The following is a 22,457-nucleotide window of genomic DNA, read 5'->3' as shown; positions in this document are numbered from 1 at the left end:
TATTTATTAATAACTAATAGCGCATAAGTAGGAGCTTATAGTTGCTATTTTTTGACTTAAATTGTACTATTCGGCTTATACATATGACTTACAGATGAATCGTAACGCGTTTAATATATATATTTGCAAACTAAGGTGGATAACTATTATTTTACTTTATCTTTATATTCATACTTATTAGTTATCATATTAACAATATGGGAACATTTGAATTTACTTTTAACCAATGTGTTCCAGCAGAAGCAGCGGATGAACTTAAGGATGGTAGAGGCTTTATCATATTTGAGAATGCTCTTAGCGAGACTACCTTATCCAGAATACGGGCCACGATCAACCTAAACGAGTATTTGGTCAATAATAATTTCGTTGGTGTTGTTCATGCACAACGAATGAATTTCCATTCCCATACACTGGCTGTCTCGAAGGACTGTTATGATATTGTCACGAATGAAAAAGTAAGAACTATTTGCAATCACTTCTTTAAGGCACCTCACAAGCTGAGTAATCAGCGTATTTTTGAAACCCACACAAAAGCCCATATGCCCTGGCATACAGACAATAACCTTCAGTCAGGGAATACGTTTACCGGAAAGCATACGTTACCGGGTCTCTTGTTTTTACTATATTTATCTGACGTTTCTGACACAAATCCGTTTCAGCTCATTCCTGACTCGCACAAATGGTCGGCAAAGCATAATGAACGTTTTTTCGCCGACGAGTATATTGAACAGGATTATGCCGATCATATTGTAACGGTAAGAGCGCCAAAGGGTACCTTCGTTATTTGCAACACTCATTTAATCCATCGGGCCGAGCCATTTAATCGTCCGGGTTTTAAACGACTCACCTATCTTTTTCAGGTAGATGCCTTGTCAGAAGCCCATCCTGAGCATGGCGAAAAACTATTAATCAATCCATCATTCGTAGACGATACCAGCCCAGGTGTATTAAGTTATTTAGGGTTTGGGTTAGAATCGAATTATCCGACATTTCCTCAGACTTCCGTGAGTAGTATGCTACCTCACGACCTGTGGCTGCTGCAAAAAAGTATTTTTCCTAAAGCTGTTCACAGCCTTCTGTTTTCCGTTATTAAAAGCTTAATACCCAGCAATGCACTGATCATGTTAAAAAATATTAATCCGGCAAAATGGAGTTTTAAAAGCTTAATTGGCCATAAACGGAAGGTAATCAATTAAGGTCATGAGTACTGACTACACCCACGTTTCAACGCCAATACTCACCCTATTCATTAAAAAGCATGGTTTAAGGTGCCATGTCAAAATTTCCTTTTTTTACTAATTTGCTTTACCAACTCTTAATGCTATAATCCGACCTGATTATAGCGATTTTTCAACTTTTCTAATTTCCATCATGCTATCCAACATTATCGCTAAATTTATTACAAGTACCCTTCCCGCTGACAAATGGTACAGGGCTGCGTTTCTGATTACAAAATATTATTCCTTAGCTCTGAAGCCGCCAAAAAAAATGCCAAATATCAGTTTCCGTAATGTACAGTCTGCGAAGCTTGATACCTTATTGATGGCTATAGCTGACAGGGCTAAATCTACACCTGTCTTCCCAATAAATATACGGCCGAATGGGGCTAACTTATTCAAAGAGAGTTACCCAAATGGGCTGCTGTTGTGTTCTATCCACCATCCATTGGTTCTGCTTACCGTGCGTTGTATGATTGAACGAGGGTTAATACCTGATGCAATTATTGTTAAAAACTTACCTAAAGATGGCTTAATACCCATATTAGGGACAACAACAAAAATTCCCGCTCTATTTGCCGATCCGGCGGTGTTGCTGAAAACAAGGAGTGTTTTACGACAAGGTGGAATTATAATTGTGTTGATCGATGATATGGAAAATGGTGGATATTCGGCAAACATATTTCGTTTGGCAGAGAAACTTAAGTCCGATCTCCTTTTTTCACTGGTTAAACTTCAACCCGATGGCCATATCGATGCATTTGCTTACGAACTGCCCGTTGCTACTTCTCCTGAAGAAGATAACGTAATGATAAAGATTAAAGCCATGGATGACCATGTAAACAAATTATTTAACCCATAATAAAAATGATACTTTTTCACACGTACTCACTAAACGGTCCGCCGTTGTGATGGTCTGCATTGGTTATAAACAAATAGCCTTGCAGCATCTTAACTTTTTAATAACGCTATGAAAAATTTTTATGAAAGAAAGCTGATCGTAAGTAGTATTTTTAGTAGTAAAACCTGCTGGGCAGTACTGTTTTTAATAGTATGTCTTTTCGGGAAGACACAGAGCCTGGCTCAAGGCACTACGCCTAAGGACGTTTCCTTTACTTTTTCGTTAAGTGCAGGCGCCACGACGAGTGCGGGCGTATTTGCAAAAGATGGAACCTTACTAAGAACTCTCTGGGGTGGTAAAACATATCCGGCGGGCACATACACGCAGACCTGGGATCAAACCGATGATGACGGCAGGCTCGTTCAGAATGATAATTATGACATACGATTACTGTCCAACAATGTATCTTATAAGTGGGAGGGTGTAGTTGGAAATACGTCAACAAATATGTCTGGTGAGACAGTCCACAATTGGACTGACCGAATATTCGACCTCCGAATTATTGGCAATTATGGGTACTTCGTAACAGGATATGCCGAGGGCCACCCGTCGCAGCGTAAATTTAAGCTTACGACGCCCAATATTATGGAAGAAATCTGGACCAATCCGAACGACATTAGAGGATCAGGATTGATGTCGAACGCGCTGTGCAACGATGCAAATACCATCTACTGGAGTGGTTACGATACCGGAAAGGGGGTTAGCTGCATCTGGGCTACTTCGATCACGACCGGCGCCGAGGTAAATTTTTCAGCCGGCAGGCCGTATAGTTCCACTTATGGAAGGCGCTATGCCAGTGTGGTCGATGAAGCAACGGGAGATGCCAACGCTTTTATTCTGGGTATTGCCGCATCAAGCAAATACATTTTCGTAGCAAGGCTCCAAAACAACAGTATTCACGTTCTGAACAAGACGACGGGCGCGCTGGTGAGAGCGTTGAAATACAGTGCCCCACGCTCGTTATACGTAGATAAAAACGATAAATTATGGATGGTACAGAATAATAAGGTTACCAGACACACTATCAATGCGGATGGAACCTTGTCTGGACCTAACATGACCCTTTCAGGCCTGTCTGAACCACTGTCCGTTCAGGTATCACCCAGTAACAGCACGGTGCTGGTTGGCGACGGGGGTACTAACCACGTCTATAAAGGCTATTCTACCCTGACCGGGCAACTTCTCTGGACGGTTGGAAAACCAGGGAGTTATTCCACATCGCCGGATGTAACGTATGATAAATTCCTGTTTCGGTCGGCCAAAGAGTGGCGGTCTGGTCTGCGCGACAACTTTGATGTTGCCTTCGGGAACATCCTGGCAGATGGTTCCATGTGGCTGGGTGATATGGGGAATCAACGACTGATTCATTTTGGGGCGAACCGGACAACGGTCGTCGAAGAAATACTAAATGCAGGCTACCACTACCAGGCCGCTGTAAATCGGAGCAGTCCTGGGCGTGTTTTTTGCAACTACCTTGAGTTTGAAGTTGATTATACCAAGCCGCTTCAAGCCGGTAATGGTTCCTGGAAATTAAAGCGTAACTGGAGTTGGAAGGTTAACGGAACGAAAGATAGTCAGTATCAAAGGACCCGTAATATAACAACTCTTAGCAATGGCAGAACGTACAATATAATTCGTTATGGCAGCACTTACGAACTTATCGAGTATGCGCCTACGGGGATTCGGTACACGGGTGTTACTTTTCCAGCGAATGAAGAGGGATTTTCTTTATACGCGGATGGGTCCCTCTGGAGCACCACGAGTGGCGAAGTAGGAAAAGTAGCGCAGTTCAAACGCAGGCCAGTGACTGTTTTTGATAGTAACAACAACCCCATATTCGGCCCGGCAGTGGTAGTAGAAAAAACCCCTGCTGTCACTACGACCGACCCAATAGGTCACGCAACGGGCGGCTGGAACGCTGATCAATACACGTCGAATAATGTGATGGTGACCTTTGCTCCCGAAACCGGGGACGTATTAGGTGGCTATTTACGCGGCATGGGCTATCATCTCGGCGGGCTGAAAAACGGCAAGTGGTTGTGGAAAACGTCGAAATCCACAACCAAAAACTACGGGGGAGCCTTCCCGGCCGACGGGGCCTACGATATAGGCAACAGCGTGGAATATGCCGGAAACATCGTAACAACGTTGGAACGAAGCATATTCTGGGGGTATAATGGTGAGTTCTGGAAAGGTATACAAACGAATAAGTACAATCATTTTTACGATAATGGCCTGTATGTTGGTCAGTTTGGGGTAGTAGGGTCCGATATTCGTACTGAGAAGTCCTACCCGGGTTATGCAGGCAATTCGCTTGTTTGGGGCGTTACTAAAGTTGGCAATGAGTACTATGTATACCATGCCGACGAAGGCCAGCATGGGGGCATTCATCGCTGGAAAATCAGCAATCTGAATAGTATAGAAGAACAGATTATTCCGATTAACCTCAACAACCCATCGAACGTACATGGCCTCACAGCCGACTACATCGAAGGGTCTGATTTGAATAATTTCAACATTAAAACAACACGAGTTGACTCTATCGTAGATTTTGACTGGAAGGCTCAAATTCCGCCCGGTACAGCCCTGTCTAATCCAGATAATTTCTCCGTTCGCTGGAAGGGTTATGTTCAGCCCTCTTTTTCAGAAAACTATACGTTTTTCTTAAATACCTTCGACGGAGTACGGTTGTGGCTTGATGGAGGGCTTCTGATAGATAATTGGAACAACAACAAGAATAATACGTATAGCAAGGCAATCTCCCTTGAGGCTGGCAAGAACTATTTTATAGAACTGGAATACACGAACAAAAACCGAGATAGTGGGATCTCGCTATCCTGGTCAAGCACGAGACAACCTAAGCAAAAAATTTCTGCCGCCAATCTATATCCTGCCATCGCACCAGACCGATCTGCTGGTGCTGATTTGATGGAAGGTCTACGCTTCAACAGTACGCTTGAAAATGGTATGTATGGCTGGAATCGAGACCCTGTTACTGAATATAGGGTGAGTAATTCAGACTATTGGAAGGTTGCTACCAATGTTCAAACGCTTAATCGGGCAAATCCCGATTTGCATGTCGAGTTGAGACCGGTGGCAAATGGCTTAACGGCAACGGTTACGCGTGATTTAGGTACGCCCAGTAATTTTACTGAATGGTCGGTAACGGGAAGGCTAACCTGGCCTAAAGACGACTGGGATCACGAAACGACAACAGACAAAGGGTATTTTGAAATTCTGGACGTAGATGGCAAACCCATCGCCCGCATGAAACGAAACTACAGTCCGTTCCCTACCGTTCGGCTGTATGGAAACGACCAGGTAGTGGCTCAGGCACACAGAGATACGCTGAATAAACTAACAACCACCTTACAGCCCTTTTCTATAACTGTGAAGAGCAGTGGAGTAACCATTCAATATGGGCCTTATGCGCCGGTAACCGCTACTTTATTGGACCCGACCAGTAAATGGGAGCAGCCTAAAACGCTGAGGGTGCTGTATTCTAGCCAAACCAACAGGGAACACATAATGGCTATGGCAGATATGCGGTTCTCCTTCAAAACGGCTATAATGCCAGCAGCAAAGCCTGTCCTCAGCGAGGACGATACGCGAAACACCTTAGACGCGGATCATACCCTGGGTACGTCGGCGATTATAGTTAGTGAAAATGGAGGAGCATACAAAGCCTATACGGGCCTCATTGAGGTAGGTAATGTAGATCGGCCGGCTGGCTACTGGAAGTTTAAAGCAAAAGGAGTCCCTGGCCGACCAGAAAGCGAGACAGTTGAAAGCCCGGTCTTTAGTGTCAGCGATTCCGGCTTCAGTGCTCAACTCTTCACGCACAATCCAGAAGGCAAAGAAGCGAAAATTGTTACGTTTCCAAATCCGGTACGGGCTGACTTGCAGGTGCAGCATCCTGTTATTGTGAAGGAAGGCTCCTTAACAATTGTTTCAACGGATGGTAAAGTGGTGAAAAGCTGTACCCTTAAGGCTGGTAGTACCAGAACCTCTCTGGATGTCAGCTCCCTGACGGGAGGGGTATATTTCATAAAGTATAAGGCTGGCGCGCGACTGTTGATGTCAAGGTTTATAAAACAGTAAGTAGCAGACAACCCGTTCGTTAATCTCAGGAAAGAAACGTAACCCTACTCCATTGGGCTGTGTTGACAAACCAGTTTTTGACATTAACACGCCTTGATTAGGTTTAAAAGAGCCGGGTTTAGTAGCCCGGCTCTTTGTTTTTACTGAGCGGCCCCAGCTTCCTTAACAACTTCGCCTTTAAAATACAGGACTGTTACTCCCCCGTCTGCATTTGACTCAACCGTTACCGATTTGTTGAACGTGCCCAGCGAAGCCGCATTGAATGTAGCTTTTATGGTTCCTGACTGACCGGGTATAATAGCCGCTTTCGGATAGTCGACACCAGTGCAGCCACAGGAACCCTGAGCGCGACTAATCAGGAGGGGCAGTTCACCTTTGTTGGTAAACACAAATTCAGCCGTAACAGGTTTGCTCTGAACAATACGCCCGAAATCATGGGTGGCATTGCGCCAGTTGAACACGGCAGCCGGAACAGTCATGGCCATAGAGGCAGCCAGCAACACCAGAGAAGCAAAAAAGAGAGTACGTTTCATACGGAAAATGAATTAATGGTTTCTATAGCCGCTCAATCAAGCGACACCACAAACGTACTACCTCCTCTCCTACCCGCCTGTTAAACGTTTCCTAACGTTTGTTAATGAGTTGTTAATGATTTTCAGGCGCGCGTTCAAGTAGTAACTTTGGTTAATCAACGAGCAAAAAGCTGGCGAAACGCTGTTCGGCTTTGCGCTCGTTCACCCCTTCGCCCTCTGCAAATGCCGCGCTTACGGTTGCTTGTCGTTCTATCCGTATTGTCCATTATTGGCATCCTGGCCGCGCAGGCAGTTTGGGTGCGGAATGCCTACGCTCTGCGCGAACGGCAGTTCCGGCAGTCGGCGTTTATTGCCCTTCAGGACGTGGCCGATGAAGTAGCCCGGCTCAATCACTTCATCTTGAATCGATACGCCGTTACGCAATTGTCTGCCGATTATTTTATCGTCAATACCGACGCCCCAATTGACCCGGTCACGCTCGAGTCCTTGATTCAGAAGTCATTACAGGCCCATAACCTGATCACCGATTATGAATATGGCATTTATAACTGCGAAAGCGACCGCATGGTCTATGGCGCTTATATTAGCACGAGTGGACCCGGACTGACTAAATCCCGCAGTCAGACACTGCCCAAGTTTCCCCGCTATACGTACTATTTTGGCATCCGATTCCCAAACCAGTCGGGGTTTGTGGCTGGACAGTTGAGCGGCTGGCTATGGTCAACTGTAGCAGTACTATTGGTCGTGACTTTCTTTGGCTACACACTCACCGTAGTATTAAAGCAATGGCGGTTCACGGAGGTGCAGCGCGACTTTATTAACAACATCACCCATGAACTCCAAACCCCTGTTTCCACAATTCGTATTGCCGCCGATGTTCTCCAGTCGGAGAGTATTATGCAGCAACCCGATCGGTTACGACAGTATGTTCGCGTGTTGGGCGAAGAAAGCAAACGATTACAAAAACAAGTTAATTCTATTTTGCAACTGGCTCGTTCTGAGCGAACCGGCTTCGGGCTTGAGCCAACTGAAGTTGACCTTCATGAACTTATGACCAGCGCTGCTTTTGCCTTTTCACCGCATGTAGCACTCGATCTGACGGCACCCGATGCACGGCTGATGGCGGATCGCTATCATGTAGAGACCGCCTTATCGAACCTGATTGATAATGCCCTGAAATATTGTGACAAATCGCCTTCTGTACAACTAAGCACACATACCTCAGGGAGTAAATTAATCTGGTCGGTGCGTGATAATGGCATCGGTATTGCACCGGACTATCAGAAGGCTGTTTTTCGGCAGTTTTTTCGCGTCCCGTCGGGTCATACGCACAATGTGAAAGGGTTTGGCTTAGGGCTGTACTATGTTCGGCAAGTGGTTCGGGCGCATGGCTGGCACCTAACGCTCGACAGTGAGTTGGGCCAGGGAAGTACGTTTTCGGTACTATGTCCTTTATTAAAAAGTGACTGGAATGCCCAACCGGAGCGAAAGCGCGAAAAGCTGGCGAAACATCTCTCGCGCTTTCGCTCCGGTTGGGCATTCCAGTCACTTTTCCGCCTTTAAAAATGCTCTTCCGCCCGTGAAAACTGCTCGCATTCTATTGGTTGAAGACGACGTTAATTTAGGGTTCGTTATTCGCGATACACTCGAAAATGTGCCGTTTGCGGTTACACACTGCGTCAACGGTCCCGATGCCTGGGCCATGTTTCAAGTGGGTGAGTTCGATGTGTGTTTGCTGGATGTAATGCTGCCGCAAAGCGATGGTTTCACCCTGGCCCGCCAGATCCGCACGATTAACACCCACGTACCAATCCTGTTTCTGAGTGCGTTGACCAACAAAGAAGACCGTCTGCAGGGATTGCGGCTTGGGGCCGATGACTACCTGACAAAACCCTTTAGTATTGAGGAGTTGATCCTAAAAATCAATGTTTTTCTGCGCCGAACAACCACAACGGCTCAACAGTATGCCCTTACACCGTCGTTGCTCGACCGGCACAATTTAACCCTTTCCCTCAACGGGCAAACGCAACTGCTTACCCACCGCGAAGCCGACGTCATGGCTTACCTCCTTGACCGGCCCAATACACTCGTTCGGCGCGACGAACTACTCCGGGCCGTTTGGGGTGATGATGATTACTTTATGGGCCGCAGTCTCGATGTGTTCATCTCGCGGCTTCGCAAACGGCTTGCCAACGACCCCAGCATTCGGATTGACAATGTGCATGGTGTCGGCTTCATTTTGCGCCAATAATCTGCGAAATTTGCGCTTATGAACTACCGGCTCCCTGTTTTTGTACTGACCGCTTTAGTGGTCTCCTACGGCTGTAGAACTGTTAAACTCCCAACAGATTCTACCTTAACCACGGCTACTATTACTCAGGAAGGTTTTTTGAATTGCTTCGAATCGGGCACTTCCCTCAATGGCCAGCCGGTATGGTGCGAAGCGTCAGCCGTTTTGTTCGATGGGAAAAATCTGTTCTTTGCCAACGATAAAGAGATGCCGCCCGGCCAGAGTCCGGTGTTTATGAAAACGCCCGATACGCTGACCGATTCGACTCAATCGCCAACCTACCTGACGCGGCCCGTTTATTCAGCAACCCGCAAGTACGAGGATTTTGCCCAAACGCCCGACCGTCGGTTTGTTTTCCTAACCACGGCTTTCGACCGCGTTAAGGCGGGTAGTCACGATTGGGATGGGTATAATACCATTTTGTACTGGCCTGCCGGCGACGAACAACACCCACGCGTTCTGGCTCCCGATGATACCAGCCAGACATCAATTGCCTATCGACAGCGGATTGCCCAGCTACTGGCCACTGACGAATTTCCGGGATCTATGCCGTATTTTAAAATTGAGGGACTGGCCGCTACCGACCGGCTGTTGTTGTTCGGCATTCGGGAAGATGGAAAGAGCTACGATGATTTCAAGCACCGGGCAAAAATTATTGGTGTATCCTACCAGGTCGAAAAAACCGGGGATGGCGAACGAATTCGACTGGCCGACGACTGGAAGCTCATCGCTGACTTCGACATAGCGAAAGCCGATTCGACCCTGCCCCGGCCTCTTGCCCTGTCGAGTCTGGAATATGATCCTTATCGGGGGCAGTTCTGGTTATTAACCTCCCTGGAGTTCAAGGGGCAGTTGGATGCTTACCTCTGGACCATTAGCCCCGACGACCTATATGCCAACAAGCCTTTCAGCCTCATGCGCGACGCCGGGGGCAAACCCCTGCATTTCGGTCATAAGGCAGAAGACCTTACACCATTAGACAAGAATCGGCTTCTGCTCATTCATGACGACGACCACGCCCGAACAACCATAGGCACACAAGCGCGACAACCACATCAGGCCGCCTATACCATTGTGACGGTTAATTGATTTACCAAGGGCTAATTCTTCAATTAACTCTATTTGCACCACACTTTCCGACCAGGCTTTCCTGCTGGTACATTAATGCAGAAGGGCGTGAACTCATCAGTTCACGCCCTTCTGCATTAATGTACCAGCAGGAAAGCCTGGTCGGAAATACCTGTATGAGAGAAACGGTTACTGAATTGCACCGAAGAAGTCATAGGTGCCACTGGTGAAACCAGAAGCAGCCCCCGCATGACCAGCACCTTTCAATGTTTTTAACTCCACGTTTGACGCGCCACGTTTCTTCATAGCGTCGTAGGTGTTCTTCGAATTGATATAAGGCACCACTTCGTCGATATCGCCATGATATAACTGCGTGGGGGTTCGGGGCTTCCAGTCATGAATGTCATTATCCTTTATAGCCGCCACGAAAGCCTTGTCGGTCCCGTCATTGACTCCTTTTTTGAAACTATCCGTCATGATCGAACTCAGGCTGGCCTTAATGACTACCTCTCTACCCAATGCGGCAATCTGGGTAGCGTAAGGCTCTTTAAAATAAAAGGACATTGGGCGATTCAGCTTGTAAATTCGGTCGTAGGTCAATAATGTCCAGATATAAAGCCTGTTGGCGCCCGGATCAGCCATTGTTGTCTGATTGAGGATTATGTTCATGAAGGCCGGTTTGTCATAGGCGCCAGCCCCACAACTGGAAGCTACCAGATTAAATTCACTGCCCGTTTCTTCCTCTATTTTTTTATGTAAGGCCAGTGTGGCATAACCACCTTCCGAATAACCGGCAATAAACAGGCGTTTGTCCCAATTAATCCGTTGACTACTGATAAATTCACGGGCAGCCCGGAGCATATCGAGTGATTCAGTGGCCAGCCCATTGCGATTCTCATAGGGGTGCTCTAATGCTTTCGATGCGCCATAGCCAATGTAATCCGGTGCGGCAACAATGTAGCCCTGAGAGGCAAATGCGGAACCAAATGAGTAAGCATCACTGCTCGGCTTAAAGTATGAGGGAGCATCTGCTTCGACTGTGATTGTGCCATGTTGTATGCTTAGCATAGGCAAGGGCGTTGCTACAGTTGGCACAAGCAGCGCACCCGATGCTTTAACAGGCTTTCCATCCGTATCCGTCGTGTTATATTCCAGCCGGTAAACCTTAGTACCATATACCACAAAAGGCTGATACTTGGCGATTAAACCCGTAAATCGGTTACGTAATTGGTCAGGTGAATAATCGCCAATGAGTGTACCACTAACTAATACTCCGGTTCGGCCCGACAACACAGTATCAGTGGAGGTGACATCAGTTGGGGTAGGGGTGGGCTCAGTCGTTTCTGATGTTTTGCAACTGGCCGATGCCATTAGTAACATACAACTGGCAAGCGGCAACACAAGGATTGATTTGATAGATAATCTCATAAGTGAGGGAGTGAGTGAGTTAACTGAAGTTGGTAAACGTAGTGCTTAAGGGATTGTTACTCATTTTTGTTTGCTTACCGGTCAATAACTTAAAAAAATGCAAAAAATAAATAACATTCTCATATACAGCTATTTATATGTAGCTCTTATGCAAAGTTAAGAAAAACGAGCCAGTTCCCTAAAAATAAATTGTTAATACATATCTCTATACAGTAACATATTCTATTTTTTTAATACCTTTTCTATAAAAATAGACACATATTTCACTTATGTTGCTATTTCTCCCTGTTTTAATCAAATTTTGTTTATTAAACGGTGTTATTACTTAATACACAAGCACCTGGCTATTAACGGGCAAATTTAGTTTTATCAGTATCTGCCCGAACAAGTGCGGGCATAACCCTCATCGGATAAAGCCGGACACATATGCATCGGTGCTAAAAAAACGGTTACTGAAGTGCGCCGAAGAAGGTATAAGTGCCCGTAATAAATCCCACTATTCCCGTCGCGTGATTAGCCCCCTGCAAGGTTTTCAGTTCAACGTTTGTTGCACCACGTTTCTGCATAGCCTCCAGAGTATTTGTTGAATTCAGGTATAGCACTGTATCGTCGGCATCGCCATGATACAATTGAGTAGGGGTTCGCGGTTTCCAGTCGTGAATATCATTATCCTGGACAGCCGCCAGAAAATCTTTATCCGTTCCCTCATTGATTGCCTTTTTAAAACTATCCGTGAAAACCGAACTTAGGCTGGCTCTAATAGGCGCATCTTTACCCTGAGCGGCAATCTGAGCTGCATAGGGTTCCTTAAAGTAATAACTTGTTGGACGATTCAACCCATAGATTCGGTCATAGGTTAGCAACACCCATACATACAACCGGTTAATGGCAGGTTCGGCACTGGACTGCTGATTAATAATCTGCCGCATGAATGCGGGTTTGTCATAAGCGCCCGCTCCGCAACTGGATGCCACTAAATTGAACTCGCTGCCCGTTTCTTCCTCTATCTTCTTTTGCAACGACATAGTTGCGTAGCCTCCTTCCGAATAACCGGCGATAAACAATCGGCCATCCCAGTTGAGTTTCTGGTCGCTCAAAAACTCGCGGGCGGCTCGCAGCATATCGAGAGATGCCGTCGCTAATCCGCTTCGATGCTCGTAGGTATGCGGCACATCTTTCGACGCGCCATAACCAATATAGTCCGGCGCAGCAATAATGTAGCCCTGTGAAGCAAACACTGACCCAAATGTGTAGGCTTCGCTCCCCGACTGAAAATTTGAGGGAGCATCATTATCGCTCGTGATGGTACCATGCTGCATACTTAACATGGGCGAGGGTGATGTTACATCCGGCACGATAAGCGCGCCCGATGCTTTTATTGATTTGCCATCCGTATTTGTGGTGTTGTACTCCAATCGATAGGCTTTGATGCCATGTCGAATGAAAATCTGAAACAGAGCTGTTGCCCCACTAAACCGGGTACGCAACTGATCGGTTGAATACGCGCCGATTAGCGAACTGCCAACCAGCGTCCTGGTTTGGAGTGAGGGGACAGGGTCATTCGTTCCCGACGTTTTGCAGCCGGTAGGTGCCACGAGTAGCAAACAACCCACGAAGAACCCGGTAATTATTGCCTTTATAGTTAACATGGAGCGGGAATAAAGCCTTGTATTTGGTCTATTTTTAACGTTTATAGTCCGGTTTTCGTCTACTCGCGGTAGCAGTCAGTTGTTGCGTAGACAGAGCCGTAATTACGTCACTATCAACTCTATAATGATACTACCCAACTGAACCGCAATAAGGTGTTTCAAAATTACAGTCCTGTTTTTTCGTTTAAACCGGTCGTTGTCCCAATTTCTGTGGAGTCTACTCCACAACAATAGGCACAGTTCTTCCCGATTACTCTATTAAACTACTTGATTTATATGTTTGATATAACAATAATCAATCAGTCTATAATCGAGTTATACTGCTGATTATAAACGACTTACCTAAATATTACTTAGCCGCCAGCACGCTCTGTTTTAAACTGGTACAGGGTTTGGTAGTCTAAGAGCAGTACCAAATGTTCACAACACTATGAATAGTCAACTGAAATCTGTCGGAATGAAGTCACTCACCCTACTACTGGCTGCTGGTCTTCTATCGGGCAATGGGTTAACAAGTTGTAAGTCATCCAAACAGTCAGTCAATAACAGAAGCGACAGGCAAAGCTCATTAAATAAAACAAAGAAAGGGGCTATCGTTGGCGCTACCGGTGGGGCTGTTGCGGGTGCCATGATTGGTAAAGCAAAAGGAAACACGGTTATGGGGGCGATTCTGGGCGCAACGGTAGGTGGTGCCGCTGGCGCTGTTATTGGACGCCGAATGGACAAGCAGGCCGAAGAAATGAGACGCCAAATGCCAAATGCTCAGGTTGAGCGCGTTGGCGAAGGCATCAAAATTACATTCGGGTCAGATATTCTGTTCGATGTGGACTCCTACGCGCTGAAATCTGAAACGAAACAACAGCTTACTGAATTTGCTCAGACGCTGAATAAATACGAAGATACCGACATTCGGATTGAGGGACACGCAGATGCTACGGGGTCAGATGAGCACAATCTGAACCTGTCCCGGCAGCGGGCCGATGCCGTAGGTAGTTTTTTGGAAACACAGGGTGTGAAAACGTCGCGTGTTGATGAAAAAGGGTATGGCGAGGCTCAACCCGTTGCCGATAACTCGACCGAAGCCGGTCGCCGAAAAAATCGCCGGGTCGATGTTGCCGTATTTGCCAATAAACAAATGCAGCGCGATGCCAAAGATGGCAAACTTGATGAGTAGGTAAATAAATCCGGTGATTAAAAACAAATTTTTTAATCACCGGATTTACCTGTTCTCGATGAACTTCTAACTACATGCCCAATGGAGACTCTAAAAAAAGGCGATGACGTGAGCTGGAACTATGGAAAAGGCAAAGCCAGCGGTACTGTTGCCGAAGTTCATACGGAAAATGTGGAACGAAAGGTGCAGGGCGCAGTTGTAAAACGCAAAGGCTCAGCCGAAGAGCCCGCTTTAGTTATCAAATAGGGCCGTAAACGAATTGTGAAGTCGGCCAGTGAGGTCGCTAAAAAGCGGTAAAATACCCAGGGTAAGGCTCCAGGGCCACTAAACAGGTAGTTAATAAAGCGTACACTTTCTGATTTGCTCAACACGAAACGTTATGAATCTTTCACCAAATCAACACAACTAAACCAGCAACGTTATGAATGTAAAGGAAACCAGGGGCGAAATCCTCGAACAATTAAGCCGACTACTAACCCGCAATCATGACGCCGAAAAAGGCTATCAGGAGGCTGCAGAGAACGTAAAGGACAACGAACTGAAAAGTCTGTTTTTAACACAGTCGCGGCAACGGGCCGAATTTGCAGGTGAGTTAGATCGCGAAATACGAGCGTTGGGTGGAGAATCGGACGGAGGCACCAGTCTTGCCGCCGATCTGCACCGGGCCTGGATAAATATCAAATCTACATTTACTTCTAACGACGACAAAGCAACTGTAGAGGAATGCCATCGGGGCGATCAGGAAGCGCTTAACGAATATAATTCGGTGCTACAGGAAACTGATTTAGTGGCCAGCACCCGCGAGTTATTGCTCCGCCAGAAACAGAGCATCGACACGGCCAATTCTACAATGGCACGTTTGGCCTTGGTAGTGTAGTGAATGGTGGGATTGGAAAGCCCGTCTCCGTTGGGGGCGGGCTTTTTTGTGTTCACAGAATGTCGAAACAATCGTTCTCTACAGAAGTTTATTTCGACATCCATTATTCCACCACGAGCACATCATAACTAAACAAGTGAAAGCAACCCCTTCCCCTGACGCCATCCAGTCGAAACCAGGAAAACCTTACCCACTCGGTGCTACCTTCGACGGCGAAGGAGTCAACTTTACCCTATTCAGCGAACACGCAACAGCCGTTTGGCTTTGCCTGTTTAACCCGAAAGATGCCCGGCAGGAAACGGCACGCATTCCCATCATAGAGCGTACCAATCTTGTATGGCATATTTACCTCGAAGGCCTACAGCCAGGCCAGCTTTACGGTTTCCGGGCCGATGGGGTCTATGAACCCCAGTTGGGTCTTTTTTTCAACCCGCATAAACTACTGCTTGACCCCTATGCCCGTGCCATTAACGCGCCCTTCAATCATAACAAGGCCTGGTTAGCTTATGAGTATGCATCTCCTTCACTGGAAGAGGCTGAGCGTTATCTATCCATGAGTACTGAAGACAGTGGCCCAACGATACCCAAAAGTGTGGTTGTTGACAGCTCGTTCGATTGGGAAGATGACACCGCGCCCGCCATCCCGCTACACCGTTCCGTTATTTATGAGCTGCACGTTAAAGGTTTTTCATACCGTCACCCCACAATGGATGCCGCCGTTCGGGGTACGTATGCCGGGCTTGGCAGGCCCGAGAGTACCGATTACCTTAAAAAACTTGGCATTACAGCCGTCGAATTGCTTCCCGTACATCAGTTTACCGACGAAAGCTACTGGGGCTACAACAGCATCGGTTTCTTTGCTCCTCAGAATACCTATTCGTCCTCGGGTATGGCCGGACAGCAGGTAACTGAATTCAAGCAGATGGTGAAAAGCCTGCACGCGGCTGGCATCGAGGTCATTCTGGATGTAGTCTATAACCACACCGCCGAAGGAAATCAATTCGGCCCGATGCTTTCCTTTCAGGGAATTGATAACCGGGTTTATTACCATCAGGTCGGCAATAAGCCTGAATACTACATGGACTATACCGGTACGGGTAACACGTTTAACCTGACCCATCCGCGCGTGTTGCAGTTGGTTATGGACAGCCTCCGTTATTGGGTGACGGACATGCACGTCGATGGGTTTCGGTTCGACCTGGCATCGGCCCTGATTCGTACTGATGAGGAACTGGGCACTGTCTCGTCGTTTTTAGATACTATTTCGCAGGATCCGATTCTGGCGCATGTGAAGCTCATTGCCGAACCCTGGGATATTCATTCCTACCACGTTGGTGGTTTTCCGGTAGGCTGGTCGGAGTGGAACGGCAAATATCGGGACACACTTCGGGCATTTTGGAAGGGCGACGAGGGCAAAGCCGCCGAAACCGCCACCCGCCTGCTGGGCAGTCCCGATCTCTATGCCAATGATGGCCGCTCACCGGCCAACAGCATCAATCTGATTACGGCGCACGATGGCTTTACGCTTAACGACTTAGTGAGTTATAATGAGAAACATAACGAAGCTAATGGCGAGGACAACCGCGATGGCTCCAACGACAACCTAAGCTGGAACTGTGGAGTCGAAGGCCCTACCGACGACCCCGCTATCAACGAACTGCGCGAGCGTCAGAAACGGAACTTCCTGACCACTATGCTGCTTAGTCAGGGTACGCCAATGCTGGTGATGGGCGACGAATGCGGGCGAACCCAGCAGGGTAATAACAACGGCTATAATCAGGATAGCGAAATTAGCTGGATGAACTGGCACTGGAACGAGCAGCAGCAGGCGCTGTTTGACTTTACGTGCCAGTTGACGGCCTTGCGCCGGGCTATTCCGCTGCTGAGCCGACGGCGTTTTTTTGGCAGTGAGCAGGTGGCTTATCTACGGCCCGAGGGTAATGAAATGACTACTGATGATCTGGATAATCCGCATACGCATTGTTTAGCTTTATTCATGGATGGTCTGCGGGTGACTGAACAAACTGAAGACGGACAGAACATTGGTGACCGCAACGGCGGACCGGAGCAACTGATCTGGATTCTGAATGCTTATTGGGAGGATATTCCCTTTATGCTCCCCAAAATCAGCCGCAGGCATTTGGCCTGGGAGATTATTGTCGATACAGCCACAAGTAAGGCTTACCCGGATTCGACACCGATTAAGGGTGGGCGACCCGTCAATGTATCAGCTCGCTCGTCAATGTTACTGCGGCTCATATAGTTTTCTGCGCTGCGCCGGACGTAAGCGACAACGGCTGATGAGCTTAGGTAGGGCAGCAGACGATCATTTTTCGCTGAATACCCACTCCTTCAACTCGACGGGTGCGTTCTGAATGGCCTTATAAAGTTCTTTATCATCTTTAAAGATCACCTGCGCCAGAATAAACGTTTCGACATGCACCGAAAACGACGTTGTCTCGAATGGCCAGGGGTCTATGCTAACCGAACCGTCGGCTTGTTGATGAATGAAGTACGACAGACCATCGGGGCCAACGCTAATCTCTAAACGTCGTCCTTCGGGTGGTATCTGATTCAGGCACAGCACCAGTGAAAGGGCATCACACCACTGAACAAAATCATAGGCATAAACCGCTTCAGCTTTTGTTGCCTTCATCTGCTTTCGCCATTTGGGTTGATTGTCAACCTGCTGATCCAGAAATACATCCAGCGCCTTATTAGTGCCACGCTTCGGTTCGTATAAAAACGATGTGTGCATCGACATCATCAGGGCATTCCAGCGGCTTTTCTGCAAGCCAATCTGAATCATCGATCGGCATTGTTCCACGGAATACGCTAAAATTTGGAAATCGAGTGGAGTACCGGATTCCGTCAGGTGATTTTGCCCTTCCCAGGCATCCTGACCGTCGTCGTGTTCGGTCAGAGCAATTAAGGTTTCAACCCAATGAACAGGACGTTTGTGGCTATGCCACTGCAAAGCAAGTTGCACCGCCAGTAAGCCATGCGCCTGTTGGTGGATAAGCTGCCAGCCACCGTCGGTTTGAGTGACAATCATAGAAATGAATGAGCGAACGAGCGAACAAGTGAACGAGCGAATGCCTGCCGGTGTATTCGCTCGTTCGCTCGTTCGCCTTTAATTATAAACCTTTTCGTTTTCGCCCATTTGGGGGGGATTGCCGGTAATAACGGCGGTTGCCTGCTGAATAAACCGGACCATTTTGCTATCATTCGAGTTCCAATATTCGGCCATATCCGTATGAACTTTCAGCAAAACCAGATTGGGATCGTCCTTACCCTTTGGAAACCAGGCTTTAGCCTGTGGATTCCAGAGTTCATCTATTTTAGCCCGATCATCCACTTCATCGGCAGTGCCCGATATGGATACATAGGCAGCGTCGCTTACGGAAGCAAAGGCTAAGTTAACTTTGTGCGAATTAGCCGCTATCTGATCGACTTTAGGCGACGACCGTTCGGTGAAAAACCAGGTTGTTCCCTGTTCGTCGACCTCAAGCAAGGCCATCGGGCGGCTTACCAAATTCCCTTCCGCATCAACCGTCGTCAACATCGCGATACGAATATCCTCGATCATATCACGAATTTTCTCTAACTGCTTATTCGTCTGTGGTTTCGTTTCCATACTAAAGAAGTTGACATAGAACCGCCCGTGTAGCCAATTGCTACTTGTGAGCGACATGTATCTGATTTACTGATTTCACCAGGTGCAACAGCAAACTGTGTCTATCGGCTGCTGTTAATTATAAAGCGTTTCGCGGAGGTCAATACCATAAAACAGAGAAGCGGGTGTGATAGCCGGATTTCGGACTTCTAAGTCTGTTTGGTATCCCATGTCGATGATCGTTACACAACTGCAAATTACCTGCTGGCAACTGGCATGGACTTGTCTGCTTTCCTCAGAACTAAACTGACTCACCTCCTGAGCACATTTTTCACATATTTCAATGCACGTTTTGGCCAGCAGCCGGGCATTTTCAGATCCACGAACATAAAGCATGGCCAAATTTCGACACACGTCGGCACAGTCGAGGTTTAAAAAAATACTGCGATAACACGTTTCAATGTCTTCTGAGTTTGAGCATTCGGTTGCAAACTCATTGCAAAGGGCTGCACAAGCGGTCAGGGAATCGTAGATAGATTTTTTCCAAATCATGGCCAACAAGTCAATAAGAGTGATCCTACTCAGGCAAAGGGGCGCTGACCAGCTACGGTCCAGTCCCGATCGGCGTGGCTACAGCGTGCCCACCGACGAGCTTCATCAACGCTGATAGCCGTTACGTGCTGCGTATCTAACTGCCCCTGCTCCATAAGCTGATTGGCAATTTCGATAGCTTTAGCCCGAATACTGGGACTCAGCGACCGCATGGCAGCCGGAAAGTGATTGGTAGACCACATAGTTGTAGATAGTAGGTTACTGATATAATAGCTTTTATTGTGCCACTTCTATAAAATTCCGGCCGAGCTACGCACCATTACAGGTAATTACTTAACTACCAATCAATTACAAGGGCGTTAACTTGTAGTCAATTTATTATTAGGCTACCGAAATACTTTATTGACTGTAGAATCTGGAAGGGGGTGTGTATTTTTTTACCCACTCTTTTCCACAAAAATGCCAGTCATTCTCAAATGACTGGCTGCAATCGTTAACCACTTAAGTTACCTGTTATAGGCTGTATCTCACTTCGGAAAATAAAGTCGAAATGTAGTTCCCACATTAACCTGGCTTTCCACTTCAATAGACCCTTTATGGCTATTGATGATGTTCTGCGTGGCGGTCAGGCCTAACCCCATCCCACCCGATTTCCCCGTGAAGAAAGGATCGAAAAGCCGTTGCCGGTCTGTATCAGTAATACCTCCGCCATTATCGGTTACTTCTACATAGACCCGGCCATCGTCTGTGCAGTTGGTTCTGACCGACAAAATGCCTTTTGTCTCCTGCATGGCTTCAACAGCATTGACCAGAATATTGAGCAGGGCTGTTTTTACCTGATCACGGTCGAGAAGCACCTGACAATTGTCTGTAGAGAACTGGGTTTCGAGCCGCATTCGTTTGAGTTTTATGCGGTCGCCCACAAGTTGGAGCGTTTCTCTGACAACGGCATTAAAATCCTGCTTTTTACGGTCGAGGTCGCGGGGCTTCGATGAATTGAGCATTTCGGTAATGAGTTGCCCAATGCGGTCTACATTACGGCCAATAATGTCGGTAAACATCGTAACGTACTCATTATCGGTATCAAGCTCGTCTTTGAGTTGTTCTAAAGCTAAACTAAGATTGGTTAACGGATTACGCACTTCATGGGCGATGCTCCTGGCGATTTTGCCGGTCATTGTTAGTTTTTCGGCCAGAATCAGTTCCTGCTGTGCCCGCTTCTGATCCGTAATGTCCCGAACGATGCCCTGATACCACTCCGGTTGCCCAACCCGGTCTTCAACCTCCCATACGGAAATCAGGCATATGCGTTTCCGCCCATTCCGATGAATCAATATTGTTTCGAAGTCTTTTATCTGCCCATGTTCGCGCACGGTAAAGCGCAGTCGGCGCAGGTGGTTAAAATCGGCAAACAGCCGCGCCGGATTCAGGCCCCGAAGTTCGTCGCGGCTGTAGCCCAGCAGGTGCTCAACCGACGAGTTTGCATCCTGAAAGCGCATGTCTTCTGTGGCGACAAAAATGGCGTCGATGGATCGTTCAAAGAGCGAGCGGTATTTGTTTTCTTTCTGAGCCACTTCGGCCAATACGCTGGCCTGCCGCAGGGCATAGCGGATACTTCGTCCCAGCAGTTGGGCATCAATCCGCCCTTTAACCAGATAATCGGCAGCGCCAAGTTCCAGCGCCGATTGATCGACGGTCAGGTCATCCTGGCCCGTCAGCAGGATCATGGGCGCCCGGCACCCCATTCGGAAGGCCTCCTGAATTAGGTCTGTACCGGTGTTATGCCCCAACCGATAGTCAACTAAGTACACATCGTGATTGCACTCATCAATAGCGATTATGGCACGGTCGTAACTATCGACCCAATCGAGTTTAAGGGCTGTATTCTCCTTTGCCGACACCAACGCCTTAGTTAGCAGGTAATCGTCTTCATCGTCTTCAATTAACAGAACACGAATGGTTTCTTTAGCTTCATGATTATCAGGTGCGGAGAAAACGGGTGTCATAAATGTTGAGTAGTTATTTAAAAGCCATCACCAAAGTCCTTAGTCAGAATTGTGTCAGTTCGTTAGATACTGGTTTCGCTTAGGCGGTGGTGCGGCCGGGTGGTCGAGGTCCGGCATTGCGGAGCGCTTTCATTTGGTTATCCCATTAGGGCAATTTAACGGTATCCAGCCAATATGTTTTCATCGCGCCTACCATTTCGACTAAGCGGTTGAAATTAAACGGCTTCGTCACAAACGAATTAACGCCCATGTTATACGTTTTTACAACGTCTTCATCAGCCGATGAGGTTGTCATCACAATTACGGGCAGTCTACGTAGTTTAGGATCATCCTTAATTTCGCGAAGGGCCTGAAACCCGTTTTTGCGGGGCATGTTCAAATCCAGAATCAGCAAATCAGGCCAGGGTGAATTAAGCTCAGTATAGTTACCCTCACGGCGCAGGTAACGCATCAACTCTTCTCCGTCTTCAACAAATTTAATTGCATGGGTATAGCCACTCTGTCGAAGTGCCTGGTCCATAAACAGGCGGTCATCCAGGTCATCGTCGGCAATCAGAATGGTCATGGACGCAGACTTACGGTACATAGTTGTCTTGATCAGTTACGGTTATCAGCAGACGCCTTTCTTACTCATTGGTAAGTTCAGACTATAATTCCCCCTTGTTTTCAGGCTATTCCAACCTTATCAGCGAGTATATCCTCTCTTCAAAATTAGACAAAAAACGTTATACTACGCGGTCCTGTCAATGAACAAAATTGAGCCTGCCACTTCAGGCACTTTTTCAGATACGGCTAAACAACGTGTTTATTCGCTCCTGTTCGATAACCGTTTTAGTTGGCTTTAATGAGCGATGCGTTCTACACATCGGGGAATTTTATACTCGTTGTTTCAATAACCCCATTAAACCCAGCGCAGGTTTTCATTGTCTTAGAGGCTGTCTAAAAATTAAAAACGTCGAATCATAATACGAATCATTGCCAGTTGGATCATCGCTTCGGAGACCTTTACCGAACGTTCATAATCCACCCTTAACCGACGCTGATG

The 22,457-nt window shown here is 47.2% G+C and carries 19 protein-coding genes; 10 read left to right on the top strand and 9 right to left on the bottom strand.

What is annotated here, in order from left to right; translation table 11 throughout:
* The first annotated feature begins 197 nt into the window (after positions 1 to 197).
* From ACYVI1_RS16725 to ACYVI1_RS16715, 3 genes are all read left to right on the top strand, one after another.
* Positions 198 to 1,196, top strand: a complete 999-nt coding sequence (locus tag ACYVI1_RS16725) for a phytanoyl-CoA dioxygenase family protein (protein ID WP_460911803.1) — start codon at positions 198 to 200, stop codon at positions 1,194 to 1,196.
* Positions 1,197 to 1,371: 175 nt separating this feature from the next.
* Positions 1,372 to 2,079, top strand: a complete 708-nt coding sequence (locus ACYVI1_RS16720; protein ID WP_460911801.1) for a hypothetical protein — start codon at positions 1,372 to 1,374, stop codon at positions 2,077 to 2,079.
* Positions 2,080 to 2,565: 486 nt separating this feature from the next.
* A complete protein-coding gene (locus ACYVI1_RS16715) occupies positions 2,566 to 6,219 on the top strand; it encodes a PA14 domain-containing protein (protein ID WP_460911799.1) in 3,654 nt (1,217 codons plus the stop codon).
* Positions 6,220 to 6,359: 140 nt separating this feature from the next.
* Here ACYVI1_RS16715 and ACYVI1_RS16710 read toward each other — a convergent pair whose 3' ends face one another.
* On the bottom strand, positions 6,360 to 6,752 hold the full coding sequence (locus ACYVI1_RS16710; protein WP_460911797.1) for a DUF1573 domain-containing protein: 393 nt from the start codon (positions 6,750 to 6,752) through the stop codon (positions 6,360 to 6,362).
* A gap of 222 nt (positions 6,753 to 6,974) precedes the next feature.
* Between ACYVI1_RS16710 and ACYVI1_RS16705 the strand changes: the two genes are divergently transcribed.
* The 3 genes from ACYVI1_RS16705 (at position 6,975) to ACYVI1_RS16695 (ending at position 10,131) form a co-directional block, all read left to right on the top strand.
* On the top strand, positions 6,975 to 8,315 hold the full coding sequence (locus ACYVI1_RS16705; protein WP_460911795.1) for a sensor histidine kinase: 1,341 nt from the start codon (positions 6,975 to 6,977) through the stop codon (positions 8,313 to 8,315).
* Positions 8,316 to 8,331: 16 nt separating this feature from the next.
* Complete coding sequence (locus ACYVI1_RS16700) at positions 8,332 to 9,003, top strand: response regulator transcription factor (protein WP_460911793.1); 672 nt, start codon at positions 8,332 to 8,334, stop codon at positions 9,001 to 9,003.
* A gap of 138 nt (positions 9,004 to 9,141) precedes the next feature.
* Positions 9,142 to 10,131, top strand: a complete 990-nt coding sequence (locus tag ACYVI1_RS16695) for a hypothetical protein (RefSeq protein WP_460911791.1) — start codon at positions 9,142 to 9,144, stop codon at positions 10,129 to 10,131.
* A gap of 168 nt (positions 10,132 to 10,299) precedes the next feature.
* Here the strand turns inward: ACYVI1_RS16695 and ACYVI1_RS16690 are convergent, their stop codons facing one another.
* Positions 10,300 to 11,538: an alpha/beta hydrolase family protein gene (locus tag ACYVI1_RS16690; RefSeq protein WP_460911789.1), complete on the bottom strand. Its 1,239-nt coding sequence runs from the start codon at positions 11,536 to 11,538 to the stop codon at positions 10,300 to 10,302.
* A 449-nt stretch (positions 11,539 to 11,987) separates the two neighbouring features.
* Positions 11,988 to 13,187: an alpha/beta hydrolase family protein gene (locus tag ACYVI1_RS16685; RefSeq protein ID WP_460911787.1), complete on the bottom strand. Its 1,200-nt coding sequence runs from the start codon at positions 13,185 to 13,187 to the stop codon at positions 11,988 to 11,990.
* 430 nt (positions 13,188 to 13,617) lie between these two features.
* On the opposite strand from ACYVI1_RS16685, the gene ACYVI1_RS16680 reads away from it, so the two are divergent.
* The 4 genes from ACYVI1_RS16680 to glgX all read left to right on the top strand — a co-directional run bounded on the left by ACYVI1_RS16680 (position 13,618) and on the right by glgX (position 17,501).
* Positions 13,618 to 14,361: an OmpA family protein gene (locus tag ACYVI1_RS16680; protein WP_460911786.1), complete on the top strand. Its 744-nt coding sequence runs from the start codon at positions 13,618 to 13,620 to the stop codon at positions 14,359 to 14,361.
* 81 nt (positions 14,362 to 14,442) lie between these two features.
* Positions 14,443 to 14,607 (top strand): hypervirulence associated TUDOR domain-containing protein, encoded by a 165-nt coding sequence (locus ACYVI1_RS16675; protein ID WP_460911784.1) that lies wholly within the window; start codon positions 14,443 to 14,445, stop codon positions 14,605 to 14,607.
* 175 nt (positions 14,608 to 14,782) lie between these two features.
* Complete coding sequence (locus ACYVI1_RS16670) at positions 14,783 to 15,238, top strand: ferritin-like domain-containing protein (protein WP_460911782.1); 456 nt, start codon at positions 14,783 to 14,785, stop codon at positions 15,236 to 15,238.
* A gap of 136 nt (positions 15,239 to 15,374) precedes the next feature.
* Positions 15,375 to 17,501, top strand: a complete 2,127-nt coding sequence (gene glgX, locus ACYVI1_RS16665; RefSeq protein ID WP_460911781.1) for a glycogen debranching protein GlgX — start codon at positions 15,375 to 15,377, stop codon at positions 17,499 to 17,501.
* A gap of 63 nt (positions 17,502 to 17,564) precedes the next feature.
* On the opposite strand, the gene ACYVI1_RS16660 is transcribed toward glgX, so the two are convergent.
* The 6 genes from ACYVI1_RS16660 to ACYVI1_RS16635 all read right to left on the bottom strand — a co-directional run bounded on the left by ACYVI1_RS16660 (position 17,565) and on the right by ACYVI1_RS16635 (position 21,998).
* Positions 17,565 to 18,293: a DUF3891 family protein gene (locus tag ACYVI1_RS16660; protein ID WP_460911779.1), complete on the bottom strand. Its 729-nt coding sequence runs from the start codon at positions 18,291 to 18,293 to the stop codon at positions 17,565 to 17,567.
* Positions 18,294 to 18,371: 78 nt separating this feature from the next.
* Positions 18,372 to 18,875 carry a pyridoxamine 5'-phosphate oxidase family protein gene (locus ACYVI1_RS16655; RefSeq protein ID WP_460911777.1) on the bottom strand — a complete coding sequence of 168 codons (504 nt, stop codon included), beginning with the start codon at positions 18,873 to 18,875 and terminating at the stop codon, positions 18,372 to 18,374.
* Positions 18,876 to 18,989: 114 nt separating this feature from the next.
* Positions 18,990 to 19,268 carry a hypothetical protein gene (locus ACYVI1_RS16650; protein ID WP_460911775.1) on the bottom strand — a complete coding sequence of 93 codons (279 nt, stop codon included), beginning with the start codon at positions 19,266 to 19,268 and terminating at the stop codon, positions 18,990 to 18,992.
* Between the two features lie 167 nt (positions 19,269 to 19,435).
* Positions 19,436 to 19,648 carry a DUF2188 domain-containing protein gene (locus ACYVI1_RS16645; protein ID WP_460911774.1) on the bottom strand — a complete coding sequence of 71 codons (213 nt, stop codon included), beginning with the start codon at positions 19,646 to 19,648 and terminating at the stop codon, positions 19,436 to 19,438.
* Between the two features lie 285 nt (positions 19,649 to 19,933).
* Positions 19,934 to 21,412 carry a two-component system sensor histidine kinase NtrB gene (locus tag ACYVI1_RS16640; protein WP_460911772.1) on the bottom strand — a complete coding sequence of 493 codons (1,479 nt, stop codon included), beginning with the start codon at positions 21,410 to 21,412 and terminating at the stop codon, positions 19,934 to 19,936.
* A 145-nt stretch (positions 21,413 to 21,557) separates the two neighbouring features.
* Positions 21,558 to 21,998, bottom strand: a complete 441-nt coding sequence (locus tag ACYVI1_RS16635) for a response regulator (protein WP_460911770.1) — start codon at positions 21,996 to 21,998, stop codon at positions 21,558 to 21,560.
* Positions 21,999 to 22,457 lie beyond the last annotated feature (459 nt).

Source organism: Spirosoma areae (genome assembly GCF_054781775.1).
Note: the sequence above shows the minus strand (reverse complement) of the source record. Positions and strands in the feature narration are given on the sequence as shown.

Excerpts from the sequence above, each read along its gene's own strand:
- ACYVI1_RS16725 (WP_460911803.1), top strand. The coding sequence starts at position 198 with ATGGGAACATTTGAATTTACTTTTAACCAATGTGTTCCAGCAGAAGCA.
- ACYVI1_RS16720 (WP_460911801.1), top strand. The coding sequence starts at position 1,372 with ATGCTATCCAACATTATCGCTAAATTTATTACAAGTACCCTTCCCGCT.
- ACYVI1_RS16715 (WP_460911799.1), top strand. The coding sequence starts at position 2,566 with ATGTCTGGTGAGACAGTCCACAATTGGACTGACCGAATATTCGACCTC.
- ACYVI1_RS16710 (WP_460911797.1), bottom strand. The coding sequence starts at position 6,752 with ATGAAACGTACTCTCTTTTTTGCTTCTCTGGTGTTGCTGGCTGCCTCT.
- ACYVI1_RS16705 (WP_460911795.1), top strand. The coding sequence starts at position 6,975 with ATGCCGCGCTTACGGTTGCTTGTCGTTCTATCCGTATTGTCCATTATT.
- ACYVI1_RS16690 (WP_460911789.1), bottom strand. The coding sequence starts at position 11,538 with ATGAGATTATCTATCAAATCAATCCTTGTGTTGCCGCTTGCCAGTTGT.
- ACYVI1_RS16685 (WP_460911787.1), bottom strand. The coding sequence starts at position 13,187 with ATGTTAACTATAAAGGCAATAATTACCGGGTTCTTCGTGGGTTGTTTG.
- ACYVI1_RS16680 (WP_460911786.1), top strand. The coding sequence starts at position 13,618 with ATGAATAGTCAACTGAAATCTGTCGGAATGAAGTCACTCACCCTACTA.
- ACYVI1_RS16675 (WP_460911784.1), top strand. The coding sequence starts at position 14,443 with ATGGAGACTCTAAAAAAAGGCGATGACGTGAGCTGGAACTATGGAAAA.
- ACYVI1_RS16670 (WP_460911782.1), top strand. The coding sequence starts at position 14,783 with ATGAATGTAAAGGAAACCAGGGGCGAAATCCTCGAACAATTAAGCCGA.
- ACYVI1_RS16660 (WP_460911779.1), bottom strand. The coding sequence starts at position 18,293 with ATGATTGTCACTCAAACCGACGGTGGCTGGCAGCTTATCCACCAACAG.
- ACYVI1_RS16655 (WP_460911777.1), bottom strand. The coding sequence starts at position 18,875 with ATGGAAACGAAACCACAGACGAATAAGCAGTTAGAGAAAATTCGTGAT.
- ACYVI1_RS16645 (WP_460911774.1), bottom strand. The coding sequence starts at position 19,648 with ATGTGGTCTACCAATCACTTTCCGGCTGCCATGCGGTCGCTGAGTCCC.
- ACYVI1_RS16640 (WP_460911772.1), bottom strand. The coding sequence starts at position 21,412 with ATGACACCCGTTTTCTCCGCACCTGATAATCATGAAGCTAAAGAAACC.
- ACYVI1_RS16635 (WP_460911770.1), bottom strand. The coding sequence starts at position 21,998 with ATGTACCGTAAGTCTGCGTCCATGACCATTCTGATTGCCGACGATGAC.